This is a genomic window from Mycolicibacterium sp. P4_G11 (assembly GCF_056555145.1).
This window is the reverse complement of the sequence record NZ_JBFUJW010000001.1, coordinates 407,147-419,954: the sequence shown is the minus strand read 5'-3', so window position 1 is coordinate 419,954 and position 12,808 is coordinate 407,147. Positions and strand designations below refer to the sequence as shown.

The 12,808-nt window shown below is 64.5% G+C and carries 11 protein-coding genes; 7 read left to right on the top strand and 4 right to left on the bottom strand.

What is annotated here, in order from left to right:
* Nucleotides 1-25 precede the first annotated feature (25 nt).
* A complete protein-coding gene (locus tag AC1U2B_RS02010; protein WP_480215480.1) occupies nucleotides 26-1,084 on the bottom strand; it encodes a cellulase family glycosylhydrolase in 1,059 nt (352 codons plus the stop codon).
* 70 nt (nucleotides 1,085-1,154) lie between these two features.
* On the bottom strand, nucleotides 1,155-2,345 hold the full coding sequence (locus AC1U2B_RS02005; protein WP_480215479.1) for a nuclear transport factor 2 family protein: 1,191 nt from the start codon (nucleotides 2,343-2,345) through the stop codon (nucleotides 1,155-1,157).
* 483 nt (nucleotides 2,346-2,828) lie between these two features.
* Here AC1U2B_RS02005 and AC1U2B_RS02000 point away from each other — a divergent pair, with 483 nt between their 5' ends.
* Complete coding sequence (locus AC1U2B_RS02000; RefSeq protein ID WP_480215478.1) at nucleotides 2,829-3,821, top strand: NAD-dependent epimerase/dehydratase family protein; 993 nt, start codon at nucleotides 2,829-2,831, stop codon at nucleotides 3,819-3,821.
* Nucleotides 3,822-4,004: 183 nt separating this feature from the next.
* Nucleotides 4,005-4,553 (top strand): nuclear transport factor 2 family protein, encoded by a 549-nt coding sequence (locus tag AC1U2B_RS01995; RefSeq protein WP_480215477.1) that lies wholly within the window; start codon nucleotides 4,005-4,007, stop codon nucleotides 4,551-4,553.
* 81 nt (nucleotides 4,554-4,634) lie between these two features.
* On the opposite strand, the gene AC1U2B_RS01990 is transcribed toward AC1U2B_RS01995, so the two are convergent.
* Nucleotides 4,635-5,510, bottom strand: coding sequence for a helix-turn-helix domain-containing protein (locus AC1U2B_RS01990; protein WP_480215476.1), 876 nt, complete (start codon nucleotides 5,508-5,510; stop codon nucleotides 4,635-4,637).
* Nucleotides 5,511-5,647: 137 nt separating this feature from the next.
* The gene (locus tag AC1U2B_RS01985) at nucleotides 5,648-6,295 is read right to left on the bottom strand and encodes a TetR/AcrR family transcriptional regulator (RefSeq protein WP_480215475.1); all 648 of its coding nucleotides are present in this window, start codon (nucleotides 6,293-6,295) and stop codon (nucleotides 5,648-5,650) included.
* Nucleotides 6,296-6,400: 105 nt separating this feature from the next.
* Here AC1U2B_RS01985 and AC1U2B_RS01980 point away from each other — a divergent pair, with 105 nt between their 5' ends.
* Genes AC1U2B_RS01980 through mhpA form a run of 5 tightly spaced genes read left to right on the top strand, consistent with a single transcriptional unit; the run spans nucleotide 6,401 to nucleotide 12,763 of the window.
* Nucleotides 6,401-7,531 (top strand): VOC family protein, encoded by a 1,131-nt coding sequence (locus tag AC1U2B_RS01980; protein WP_480215474.1) that lies wholly within the window; start codon nucleotides 6,401-6,403, stop codon nucleotides 7,529-7,531.
* Nucleotides 7,528-8,466: a fumarylacetoacetate hydrolase family protein gene (locus AC1U2B_RS01975; protein ID WP_480215473.1), complete on the top strand. Its 939-nt coding sequence runs from the start codon at nucleotides 7,528-7,530 to the stop codon at nucleotides 8,464-8,466. The genes AC1U2B_RS01980 and AC1U2B_RS01975 overlap by 4 nt, the downstream gene beginning before the upstream one ends.
* The gene (locus AC1U2B_RS01970; protein WP_480215472.1) at nucleotides 8,463-10,352 is read left to right on the top strand and encodes an acyl-CoA synthetase; all 1,890 of its coding nucleotides are present in this window, start codon (nucleotides 8,463-8,465) and stop codon (nucleotides 10,350-10,352) included. The genes AC1U2B_RS01975 and AC1U2B_RS01970 overlap by 4 nt, the downstream gene beginning before the upstream one ends.
* Nucleotides 10,349-11,125, top strand: a complete 777-nt coding sequence (locus tag AC1U2B_RS01965) for a 1-acyl-sn-glycerol-3-phosphate acyltransferase (RefSeq protein ID WP_480215471.1) — start codon at nucleotides 10,349-10,351, stop codon at nucleotides 11,123-11,125. Before AC1U2B_RS01970 ends, AC1U2B_RS01965 begins: the two co-directional genes overlap by 4 nt.
* An 18-nt stretch (nucleotides 11,126-11,143) precedes the next feature.
* A complete protein-coding gene (mhpA, locus tag AC1U2B_RS01960) occupies nucleotides 11,144-12,763 on the top strand; it encodes a bifunctional 3-(3-hydroxy-phenyl)propionate/3-hydroxycinnamic acid hydroxylase MhpA (protein ID WP_480215470.1) in 1,620 nt (539 codons plus the stop codon).
* The last annotated feature ends 45 nt before the right edge of the window (nucleotides 12,764-12,808 follow it).

The following is a 12,808-nucleotide window of genomic DNA, read 5'->3' as shown; positions in this document are numbered from 1 at the left end:
CGAGCGGCGCGCCCGCCGTGGTGGGCTACCGGGCCAGCACCGCCGCGGTGAACTTGGGCTTCCAGTCCGAGGTCAGCAACGCGCCGAAGTTGGATTCGAGGTCGTCGCGTTTGGTGGTGTCGGTGTCGCGGACCGCGAAGATGAACGCCGGTCCGCTCCAACCGGCCCCCGCCACGCCGGCCAGCACCTGCAGAATCTGACGCGCCTGTTCGTCCTGGCTGACGCCGCGGGCCTGCGGTGCGCACGTGGAGGCGCCGAGTTCGGTCATCCACACCTTCTTGTCGCCGTCGCCGTTGACGGTCATCAAGTCGTGCACGCGCACCAGATCCGACCAGCCGTTGTCGCCGTCCTCGGCGATGCCGCCCGGGAACACGTACGGATGCATCGCGGTGGCATCGAAGAACTTCCGTGCGCCACTGGCGTACATGTCGGCGAGGAATTTCGTCGGTGCGTCCGGGCCGGTGGCGCGACTCAGTCCGGCGGCGATGACGGTGGCGTCGGGTTGAACAGCCTTGATCGCGGGATAGGCCGCCTTGAGCAACTCGGTGTAGACGGCGGCCCGGTTGGTGGTGAACCCGAAGAACAGCGGCAGGTTCGGCTCGTTCCAGATCTCCCAGTTGGCGACCCGGTCGCCGTAGCGCTGCACGACGGCGGTGACGAAGGCAGCGTAGTCCGCCGGATTCACCGGTGGCGCACTGAAATACGAACCCGGAGCCCGCGCCCAGGTGGGACTGTAGGCGATCAGCCCGAGTACCTTCAGCCCCCGCTTCGTGGAGCCGTTCACCCAGTGATCGACGTAGTGCCAGTTGTATTGACCCTTGACGGGTTCGACGATGTGCCAGTCGATCAGCACCCGCATCCACTCCGCTCGGGTGCGGGCCACGGCGTCGAGTTCGCGGTCGGCGTCTGCGTCGGTCATCCAGGACTGAGGCGCGCCGACGCTGAAACCGTAACCGCCCTCCGGCACCACCGGCGTCGCTTGCGGCGATGGACGCACCCAGAGACAGCCGCCCGCCGTCAGCGCACCAGCCAGCCCGAAGACAACTGCGAGCCGACGAAATCGGCTGGTCACACGGCGGGCCATGACAGCAAACGTACCTGGCGAAATTCCTGACACCGCCGATGTGCGGCACCCGACCAGGCCCTGCCGGTCATCAGCTCTTGCCGTGAGCGACCTTTGTCGAATCGGCCTTGGCCTTCTTGTCAGCCGAAGCCGTCGTTGGCTTGATCCTGTTCTCGCGATGAGTGGACGTCGCCGACTTGGCGTCTACCGTGGCATCGGGCCGTGAAGCATTGTTGGCGAGGGTCTTTGGCGATTCTGCCGTCGGGCCGTCCGCGGCAGCTTGAGAAGAACCGTCGACCGCGACTTTCACCGCGTCCGGCTCGATCGGGTGCGCGGGTGTTTTGGCGGCGCCGGCCGTGACTGTCCCCAAAGGTGTTGCGCGGGAAGCCGATGCACTCTTGGGTGCCGTCGGCGCGAGACGCGCAGCCGCCTTCACCGACGCTGCGCCGACAGCAGCCGTGGAGGTGATGCCCGGGGGTTCGGTGGTCACGCCGCTAGATCCGGGCGGCACGCTGATCGGATCGGCTTTTGCGGGCGGTCCTCCGAAGTTGCTTGCGATAGCACCGACCAGGTTGTTGACGGCGCCGACCGGGATGTTGACCAGGCCTGGAACGACATACCGAAGCGCGGCCACCGGACCTCCGGACTGGTACGCGTTGGATAGCCCTGTCACGAAGCGTTGGATCAAAGGAAATTCCAGTGTGAAACCTGTGCGAGTGAGTACGGAGTGGGTAACCAGCCACTGGCCGTTCACTTTTTCATAGTTGTCGGCGTAGTGGCCGTAACCGTGGATCGTGACAAGGCCGGCGATGGACAGCCTGTCCTGCATTGTCCAGACGGCACTGGCAGTTGTATCGGACGTCAGGTCGATCTGCGGGTCATAACCTTGGTGGCGGGTGTTGATCGCACTGAGCGTGAGTGCGGTGAAGACGATGAACGAATCCCGATTGGGGAACAAGGGCCCGAGCGAGCCAGTGGTGTCCACCACCGCATCGGGGGCGAAGAGTTGACGCAGCGCAGCCCAGTTCTTTGTGTCGACATCATTGAAGTACGTCGCCTTGAGCAACTCCACTGCTGCCGTCTCAGCGGCCGGATCGGTAACGCCTGCGAGCGGCGATACCGTCGACGCGGATGACGGCGCCGGACCCGCTGACGCGGCGTGGGCAATCGGGGCGCCCGCAGCACTGAGTGCAACGGCAGCTCCGAGCGCGATAGCGGCGCGCAACATCCGCCGTTCCCCCACCATGGCGCGGCAGCGTCCGGCCTGTTCGTCTTCGCGCATCGTTCGCTCTCCTTTGTGGGTAGAAACTCACCGACCGAACCGAGACCGGACCAACTCAAGTCCGCGCAGCTGAACCAAACTCGTTCTTTCCCAGTGCAGTTGCGGCCGAGGACAGGTCGATCCCAGAAGCCAATAACATTCGACTATTCGACCAATGAGTTTGATTATACGAAATATAGGCGAATCGACAGTGGACGTCAACGGCCGCCGGACCGCCCCTCACGGGGACACGAACGGTCAAGGAGGTTGCTTGACCGCGAACCACCCGCTCTTTAGTGTGTTGATTATACGGGCCTCAAGACACCGACTATTCGATGATATTGAGCCTGGTCGATAAGTTGGGCGAACGCAGGGAGCGCGCATGAACAACGTTGTCTCATCTTTATTCTGTTGCCGCGCAGGGCAATCCACGAGCGAGGCGTCGATGCCAGCACGTACCCTCGTCGTCACCAACACCTACGGACAGATGACGAGCGATAAACAGTGAACAGCGGCTCGTCGCAGAAAGTTCTGGTTATCGGCGCCAGTGGTTTTCTCGGATCACACGTCACCAGGGCCGCGGCGGCCAGCGGAGCTGACGTGCGGGTCATGCTGCGCCCTTCAAGCCTGACCCGTGGCATCGATGACATCGACGTCGAACTTCGTTATGGCGACATCTTCGACGATGTCGCGCTACGCGCCGCCATGTCCGACCGCGACGTCGTCTACTACTGCGTTGTCGATGCCAGGATGTGGTTACGCGATCCAGCGCCGTTGTATCGCACCAACGTCGACGGACTCCGCCACGTCCTTGACGCTGCCGCCGAAGCCGAGTTGCGGAAGTTCGTATTCACCAGTACCACAGGAACATTGGCGGTCAGCTCGAATACCCTGGTTACCGAGGACGATCCGCACAACTGGACCGCAGGCGGCGCCTATCTCGAATCACGGCTGGCCGCGGAGCAACTCGTCTTCGACTACGCAAAGAACAGAGGGCTGCCGGCCGTAGCGATGTGCATCTCCACAACCTACGGACCTGGTGATTGGCAGCCAACGCCACATGGCTCATTGATCGCCCGGGTTGCCGCGGGTGCTTTCCCCTTCTACTTCGACTTCGCCTCGGAGGTGGTCGGGATCGAGGACGCGGCACGCGCCATGCTGCTCGCCGCGGACCATGGCCGTGTCGGCCAGCGCTACATCGTCTCCGACCGTTACCTGCACACCCGCGATGTCCATCGAATCGCCGCAGAGGCCGTCAACGCCAGGGTCCCGCGCATCAAACTCTCATTGCCCCTGCTGTACGCCGCCGCCCACGCCAACGACCTCGCCGCGAACCTGTTGCGACGCGACCTTCCCTTCGCCGTGGCCGGAATACGGATGGCCGAATTCATGTCGCCGCTGGACCACGAAAAGGCCGAGCGTGAACTCGGCTGGACGCCACGGCCAGTCGAAGAGTCCATTGCCGCGGCGGCCCGCTTCTTTCGCGGCGCACGCTGAGCGGCCGAACCAATCCGGCGACGCCCGTCCAATTTTCGTCAAGCGCGTTCGATCCCACCCACGAAGGAGAAAGACATGTATGTAGCTTCCTGCCGTTGGAGCCCGCCCGGTTCCGCGCGGCACCGAGTCTTGCGCGCAGCGCTCGGTTTCGGAACCGCGACAACGATGTTGTGCTGTGTGGACATGACGAACGCCAACGCCGACCCCTTGCCGCTCCCGAGTCTGTGCACCTACTCGACCCCCCAGTCGGACTCAGGCCCCGAGATCGATGCGATCAAGCAACTCAAGACAAACTATTTCGCCAATGTCGACGCCAAGAACTGGGATGCCTTGCGTAACCTGCTCGCTCCCAACGTCACAGTGGACACCCTGTGCAGCGCCGGGCCCGTCTTCGCCGACAGAGACTCGTTCATCTCTTTCCTGAAGCTCACGCTGGGAGGCGCGAAGACTCACCACCAAGGTTCCGAACCGAGCATCCACCTGACCTCCCCGACGACCGCCGAGGGCCTGTGGACTTTGCAGGATGTGTTGATCTTCAGCGACACAGTGGGCGTGCATGGATACGGCCACTACAACGATAAGTACCAGAAGGTCAACGGCCAGTGGGTCGAAACGTACTCCAAGCTGACCCGCACCCGCATCGATCTGATCAAGCCCGACGGCACCGTGATCCAGGCAAACGCTCCACTCGACCAGGTCGCGACGTTGGTCAAATCAGCTCTGGGGCAATAGCTTCGAGAAATTTGCTTCGGTGAGTGGGCCCGGCCTGATTGTTGGCGCCCCAGCTCTGGGTGGGGCCCACTCATTTCGGTCTTACGCAGTGTGTGCACCGATGGTCGCAGCAGCCCGGCAAATCCTGCGACCTACTTGTTCAATCTTTCGCGACGTGAGATTGGTGAACGGGTGCACGGAGATGCTGTGCGTGACCCGATCCGAGTGGTCGAACACCGGCACGGAGATGGCACCAACATAGTTGCGCTGACCACGCGGTTTCGCCGGATTCGTTGCCGCACCGGTCATTTCGAGTAGCACACTGTCAATATTGTCGCGCATCGAATCCGACAGCGCTTCGGTCTGAAGCTTCGTCATCACCGGGACTGCCGAGACCATTTCGGGGCTCATGCTTTCTACGCTGAAGCCCTGGCGCGCGGTGTCGTCGAGGAACTGTTCGAGGTGGACTCGAAACGCCCGACTGGCCACGCCACTGCGCTCAATCCAGGCGAGGCGCTCCTCGCGAGGTTCCCAGGCGGCGTAGGCCGGCCCGAATGGCGCCGCAAACGGCAGCCGATCGCCAACCGCGGCGTGCCACTGGTCGTCATGCCCGGTCGGTGCAGCGATGAAGGCCGTAATGGCAAGCTGATGTCCCATTCGCTCAGACACTGAGACGGCGTATCCGTACTCATCCGCCAGGGCTTGAGCAACGGCATGCGCAGCGTGCACGACGGACTGCGAATGATCGATCTGCTCGGCCAGCCTGGCGAGTGCCCCACCAACCGAAAATGTCTTGTCCACCGGGTCCCGGGTAACCCAACCGGCGGCGACGAGCTCTTTCATGATCATGTGTGCGGTCGCCTGATTGAGGCCCAGTGCATTCACGATGTCGCTCAGCCGAGCAGGCACGTCACCGCGTTCGACGAGTAGTTCGACGATCTCGACGACCCGGCGGGTGGGTGGAGAGGAACCCGGCACGACACGCACTCCCTGACTTGGAAAGTTGACTATGCGAATCCTAGCCGTCGGATATCCCGGCAGACCGTCAGTCCGCGAAGGTCACGCCGAAGGCGGTAGCGCGGGCAGCGATGCCACGCTGACGGCACCAAATTCACTCAGGCGACTGCGCCATCAAGACCAGGAAGCGGTCGCTGACAGATCTGATGCGCTTCGTCGGCGGGCAACCCGAACAGTCGTAATACGTCTTCGGTGACCCGATCTGCCGCCGCAGCGTCGTCGCGTTCGGGCTCCTGTTGCAGAAGCTTGCCGAGCCCGAGGAGTGCCCCGGCGGCGACGGCCAAGGCCAATTTTGGATCGTCGACGGCGAATCGGCCGGCGGCGACGGCGGCCGTGATGTCCCGTAATGCGCGTGGGCCCAGGCCGCGGTCCGAGCCCATGAGACTGAGGCCATTGACCAGCAGTATCTGACTCTCCTGCGGGCGACGCCGGAACATTCGGCCGGTGAGCCGAAAGCTGAAGGCAAACGCTTCGGCCGGGTCGTCGATCGACGCGGTGAGTCCATCGAGCAGCGCGCCATGGTTGTCGAGCACGTCGGCCACCGCCGCCTCGAACAGCGCTTCCTTGCTGTCGAAGTGGTTGTAGAACGAACCCATTCCGACGTCTGCCGCCTGCGTGATTTCCAGAACCGGCACGTTGATCTTGCCCTCGGCGATCAGCGTCTGCGCGGCCTGGATGAGGGCCGCACGGGTGCGCTGTTTCCGCCGTTCCAGGCGGTTGGCCGGCTCGTCCTGCAATGCACTCACCGCCTCAGAATAGCAGCATCTATCAGTTTTGAGGATTTCGTCAGAACCTATTGACTGAGCATCGCGTCGTATGTGACGATTTCGTCAGAACGAAAGGGGTCAGGGATGAACGACCTGGTCGGCGCACACAACGAGCTCCACAGCGAGCAGGGCGCCTTGAAAGGCGAGCATTGCGGGCGTTCACGCAACCCCGTAATCAAGGTGGCTGACATCGCCTGGCTCGAATTCGAGAAACCGGACCTTCAGCGGGCCGAGGCATTCGCGCTCGCATTCGGTTTCACCACCTCCCTGCGCACCGACGAGGAACTGCATCTGCGCGGCAGCGATTCGACCGCTCCGTGCGTGATCGTGCGCCGCGGAAGCCGCAGCAGGTTTCTCGGCGTCGCGTTCACCGCGGCCGACGAGGCGGACCTACTGCGGCTAGCCACCGCGACCGGTGCGCGGGCCAGACCATTACCCACAGCCATCGGCGGCATGGCGGTTGATCTGATCGACCCGAGCGGTGTGCCGGTGCGTGTGGTGGCGGGAATGCACTCCCTCGACGCGTTGCCGTCGCAGACTCCGCACCGCTACAACATGGGACACGAAATTCGCCGGATCAACGCCACCCAACGCCCGCCTCGCGAGGCGACCACGGTGCAACGGCTCGGTCACCTCGTCATGCAGTCGACGAGATACCTCGAGACGCTTAACTGGTATCTCGACACGCTCGGCATGATCGTCAGTGACTTCCTCTATTTCCCGGGCCAGCGCAGCCGGGGACCGACGATGAGCTTCATTCGATGCGACCGTGGGTCGACGCCCGCTGATCACCACACGCTGGCGCTGGCCCTCGGACCACAGAACCGCTATGTGCACTCGGCCTATCAGGTATGCGATCTCGATGCGCTGGCCGCCGGCGGCGAATACCTCACGGAGCGAGGCTATTTCCGATCCTGGGGCATTGGGCGACACATCCAGGGCAGTCAGCTCTTCGACTACTGGCGTGACCCCGATGGCTTCATGGTTGAGCACTTCACCGATGGCGATCTGTTCGACTCGACCCTGCAACCGGGTTGGGCACCGTTCACCGCCTCGGGCCTGGCTCAATGGGGACCACCCGCGAGCAAGGATTTCCTCGGCACCAACCCGAAATCCCTACCGCACGAAGCACAGTCGATCTTCGCAGCCCTGCGAGGCGACAACGAATTCGATATCAACCGCCTCGTCGGCCTGCTGAAAGTAGCGAACTCATGACCATCTCCGTCCTGCGCACCGCCGACGCCTGGTGGGTGCACACCGCCACCGGTGCCGCCAAGATCGCCACCGACGCCGCCACGACCGGCGCGCTGCTGGCCGACCGCGCCGCCATCGAGGCCGCCGTCTCCGACAGCGCCGCGGTGCCTGTCGACAGCCTCGATCTGCTCTCCCCCGTGACCGCACCCTGCCGCGTGGTGGCCCAGATGACCAACTTCGCCTCGCATGTCAAAGACTCCGGCATGGACCCAAAGACCATCCCGCTCACCTTCTTTCGCAAAACATCGGGTTCCATCAGTGGGCCGTTCAACGACATCGTCAAGCCGCAGCACGTCAAGTTTCTCGACTACGAGGTGGAGATCGGTCTGGTCATCGGACGCGAGCTTCCTGTCGGCACCGAGGTCACCGAGGCCAACCTCGCCGACTATGTCGCCGGCCTGGTCGTCACCAACGATGTCTCCGCCCGGGACATCCAGCTCCCGCAAACGCAGTTCTACGAAGCCAAGTCGTACCCGACGTTCACGCCGGTCGGCCCGGCGCTGGTCCTGTTGACCGCTGACGAGCTAAAGCGGTTCGGCGACCTGCGCCTGGAACTGCGGGTGAGCGGCGAGGTTCGCCAGAACATGCTGGTCGAGGGCGACATGATCTACAAACCCTTACAGGCACTGCAGTCCTTGACCCGGTTCCAGCACCTCGACGCCGGAGACCTCGTCTTGACCGGCACTCCTGTGGGTACGGCTTTGAGCGCGCCGCCCAAGCCCATCGAGATCATCGGATCGCTACTGCCGCCGGCCATCAAATGGAAGGCGTTCTTCTCGCGCCAGGCCGCCAATCCCAAGTATCTGCAGCACGGCGATGTCGTGGAACTGACGGTGGCCACCGACGACGGCGCCATCGATCTCGGCGCCCAGCGCACCCCGGTGCGGTACGCATGAACGCGGACCTGCTGTGGCCGCGCTATGCCACACCCGGCGACCTCGAGGCCATCGAACGCATTCCGCTGGCCGATCGGGGCCTGCCGAACTCCACATATGCGGTGCTGCAACGGGCAGCCGCGCTGTGGCCCGACCGTGCCGCGATCACCGTCATGCCCGATGCCGGTCGATGGCAGCAGGCCAGCACGCGGACTTTCAGCGAGCTGTTGGCAGACGTGCACCGAGCCGCGAATATGTTGCGCCAGAAGGGCGTTCAGCGGACCACCCCGGTCGCACTGATCAGTCCCAACTGCGATGAGCTGATCACCGCCACGCTGGCCGCACAACTGGCGGGCATCGCCGCGCCGGTCAACGGCGCACTGTCGAGCGACCACATCGCCCATCTGGTGGAACGCTCGGGGGCCCGGACACTGGTGGCGGCCGGTCCCGAACTGGACGAGGCGAGCTGGCGGGCCGCCGAGCATCTGGCGGCTGCAGGGGTGATCGACACCGTCCTCGTGCTGCGCCCCACCGGAGGTCGGGATGCGTCCGCGACGGTGCCCGCGATCAAGGGCGCCACAGTGCGCCACTTCAGCGACTTCCCGCCCGGAGATAACGGTTCGATCTTCGACGGCGAAGCCCCGACGTCCACGGATCTGGCGGCCCTGTTCCACACTGGCGGAACAACCGGCAAGCCGAAACCGGCCGCCCATACCCATGCCAACGAAGTCACCGACTCCTGGATGATCGCCGCCAACACCGTGCTCGACCAGGATTCCGTCTTGTTCGCCGGCCTACCGCTGTTCCATGTGAACGCACTCGTGGTGACATTGCTGGCGCCGATGCTGCGCGGCCAGCACGCGGTGTGGGCCGGCCCGCTCGGATATCGCGACCCGGCGCTGTACGCGAACTTCTGGAAAATCGTTGCGCACCATGGCATCAGTGCAATGAGCGCGGTGCCGACCGTCTACGCGGTGCTGTCGCAATGCCCCGTGGACGCCGACATCTCCAGCCTGCGCTACGCGTTGGTGGGTGCCGCAGCGCTGCCGGCGGCGGTTCGCGCCGACTTCGAATCACACACCGGGGTGCCGCTCATCGAAGGCTACGGATTGACCGAAGGGACGTGTGCCAGTGTGCGCAGTTTTCCCGATCACCCTCGTCCCGGCTCGGTGGGCCAGCGGTTGCCCTATCAGCAGGTAAAGACGGTCAAGATCGACGACGACGGCCGATGGCACGACCTGCCGGCCGGCGCGGTGGGAAACCTTGCGATCAGCGGGCCCACAGTCTTTCCCGGTTACGTCACCGCCCGCACCAGCAACGGCCATGTACTCGATGGGCTCGGAAAGCTGAACGGCGGCTGGTTGGACACCGGCGACCTGGCCTGGATTGACGGTGACGGCTTCGTCCATCTGACCGGTCGGGCCAAAGATCTCATCATCCGCGGCGGGCACAACATCGACCCGGCGATGATCGAAGACGCCCTCTTCGCCCACCCCGACGTCACGGGCGCCGCGGCGGTCGGTCGTCCTGACGTCCATGCCGGTGAGGTGCCAGTGGCCTATGTGACACTTCGTCCCGACGCCGACATCACTCCGGAATCGTTGCGGCAGTGGGCCGTTGGGCACGTCAGCGAGAGCGCGGCCGCGCCGAAATCCGTGATCGTCATCGACACCATCCCGGTCACGGCAGTCGGCAAGCCCTACAAGCCCGCCCTGCGCGCCGACGCCACCCGCAGCGCGGTCCGTGACGCACTGGTCGCTGTGCCCGGCGTCGCCGACGTGGATGCAGCCGTCGACGACGGTTCCATCGTGGTGACCGTAGTCGTCGACGCCGGCGCCGATACCGACGCCATTGCCGCGACCCTGGGTCGCTACGCGCTCGCGTGGGACATCAAGGAACAATCATGACCGATCCGTCCTCGACGGTATCTGCGCTCAAATCCGTCATGCGTGTGGCTGTGCCGAGTCTGCTGCGGTGGTACCACCGCCACGAAATCCACATCGACGCCGAGATTCCCGAACCCGCATTGCTCGTCGCCAATCACGGCTTCGGCGGCCTCGTGGACCTGAACGTTCTCGCCATGATCGCCGTGCGCGAGAAAGCGGCGCTGCAACGGCCGACCACCGCGCTCGTTCACCAGGTGGCGTGGACGGTCGGCGCCGGCCGCATTGCCGAGTTTCTCGACGGCCGGCCCGCAAGCCAGGAATCGGCAAACGCCGCCTTCGCCGCCGGGCACAACGTCCTGGTGTTTCCCGGTGGCGACGTCGACGCCGGGAAGTCCTGGTGGGACCGCAATCAGGTGCATTTCGATGAGCGCTGCGGGTTTGCGCGACTGGCCATGAGCCATGGCGTACCAGTCGTCCCCGTCGTGACGGCAGGTGCCGGTGACTCGTTGTTCGTCGTGTCCGACGGTCGACGGCTCGCGCGACAGCTGGGCCTGCACCGGCGCCTGCGCATGAAGACACTGCCCATCAGCGTCACCATTCCGTGGGGACTGAACATCGGTGTCGCAGGCATGCTCCCCTACGTCGCATTGCCGACCAAACTGGTGACCGCGGTCCTGCCCCCGATGACCGCGAATCCCGGGGAAACCGCCGAGGACTTCGCGTCCAGAATCGAGGCCGCCATGCAGACGCGCCTCGACACTCTCGTCGCCAACCGCAAGCCGATCATCGGCTGACCCGAGTTGAGGACCGAAATGCCTGACCCTGTAACACAATCCGTTCCTGTTGTCGTCGTCGGAGCGGGGCCGACCGGTGTCACTGCCGCGACGTTGCTCGCCGACCACGGCGTGTCGACGCTGGTTCTGGACCGCTGGGAATCGGTCTATCCCCAGCCACGGGCAGTCCACCTCGACGACGAGATTCATCGCATCGTCGCCCGCCTCGGCGTGGCCGAAGAGTTCGCCGCGATTTCCCGGCCAGCGCTCGGGTTGCGGCTACTCGACCAGAACCACCACACGCTCGCACAGTTCGACCGCGACCCCGCCCGCAGCCGGCACGGCTTTCCTCAGGCCAACATGTTCGACCAACCCGAACTGGAACAGCTGCTACGCGCCAACCTGGCCAATCGCCCAAATGTGCAGCTGCGCGGCAATTCCGAGGTCACCGGCATCACCCAGCACGAGCCCGGCCGCGTGCGGGTGACCTACTCCGACCGAGCCACCGGCACCGAGCACGTCGTCGAAACCAGCTACGTACTGGGCTGCGACGGGGCCAACAGCATCGTGCGAGCCTCCATCGGCGCAGCCATGGACGACCTGCGTTTCGAGCAGCGCTGGCTGGTGGCCGACGTCGTCACCGACGCCGAGCTCGACCAATGGGATGGCGTGCACCAGGTATGCGATCCCGTTCGGGCAGCGACGTACATGCGGATCGGACCCAACCGCTACCGCTGGGAATTTCGGCTGCTGCCTTCGGAAACCGCGGCCGACTTCAACACGATGGCAACCCTTCGACCCCTGGTCTCCCCATGGATCGGCGATGTCACCGACGAGCAACTCGACCTCGTGCGCGTCACCGAGTACACGTTTCGCGCACAGATCGCCGATAGCTGGCGCGAACGCAATGTGTTCCTCCTCGGCGATGCCGCCCACCTCACACCGCCCTTCATCGGGCAGGGCATGGGGGCGGGGCTGCGCGATGCGATGAACCTGGCGTGGAAAGTAGCCGGCGTGCTCAACGGAGAGCTACCCGAGGCACTGCTGGTGACCTACGAGCAGGAACGGAAACCACACGCGCGCAGCATGATCGGCTTGGCATTGGCCATGGGGTGGGCAATGACGGCCGGTGGCCATGTGGGAAACATGGTGCGGCGCACCGTCGCACCCCGGCTGCGGTTGATCCCCGGCCTTCGCGACAAGCTCACCAACGGCACCACCCCCCGGCTACACGATTCTGCATTCGTCATCAAAAGCCGGAGACCCCGCCACCTTGCCGGAACCTTGTGCCCCAACCCGGTACTGGGCGATGGCCAACGCCTGGACACGTTGTTGGGCAACAGCTTTGCGCTCGTCACCACGACGCATCCGCTGGCGTTCCACTGCGCCGAGCTCGCTGAGCACGGCATCGTCGTTCATGTCGCCGAGCCCGGGGGCGAGTTGGCACGGTGGTTGCGCCGCGGCCACGCCACCGCCGCTGTCGTCCGGCCTGATCGCACGGTCATGTGCGCGGGCCACGACGCGTGGAAACTGTGTGCGGCCATACCGGGATTTTCGGCACCCGGTCGGCGTGCTTGGGCGCGCGCCACCCACCCGCCCGCATCCCGCACGGACACCGAACTGCAGCTGCGCGGTGCCGATCCCGGAATGCACAGCTGAGACGCCCCGCACTCAATCGTCCACAGCCAGAGGCATGAGAGGAAC

What these genes read in the sequence shown, in the direction of transcription:
- AC1U2B_RS02010 (WP_480215480.1), bottom strand. Translation starts at nt 1,084, where the DNA reads ATGGCCCGCCGTGTGACCAGCCGATTTCGTCGGCTCGCAGTTGTCTTC.
- AC1U2B_RS02005 (WP_480215479.1), bottom strand. Translation starts at nt 2,345, where the DNA reads ATGCGCGAAGACGAACAGGCCGGACGCTGCCGCGCCATGGTGGGGGAA.
- AC1U2B_RS01995 (WP_480215477.1), top strand. Translation starts at nt 4,005, where the DNA reads ATGACGAACGCCAACGCCGACCCCTTGCCGCTCCCGAGTCTGTGCACC.
- AC1U2B_RS01980 (WP_480215474.1), top strand. Translation starts at nt 6,401, where the DNA reads ATGAACGACCTGGTCGGCGCACACAACGAGCTCCACAGCGAGCAGGGC.
- AC1U2B_RS01975 (WP_480215473.1), top strand. Translation starts at nt 7,528, where the DNA reads ATGACCATCTCCGTCCTGCGCACCGCCGACGCCTGGTGGGTGCACACC.
- AC1U2B_RS01970 (WP_480215472.1), top strand. Translation starts at nt 8,463, where the DNA reads ATGAACGCGGACCTGCTGTGGCCGCGCTATGCCACACCCGGCGACCTC.
- AC1U2B_RS01965 (WP_480215471.1), top strand. Translation starts at nt 10,349, where the DNA reads ATGACCGATCCGTCCTCGACGGTATCTGCGCTCAAATCCGTCATGCGT.
- mhpA (WP_480215470.1), top strand. Translation starts at nt 11,144, where the DNA reads ATGCCTGACCCTGTAACACAATCCGTTCCTGTTGTCGTCGTCGGAGCG.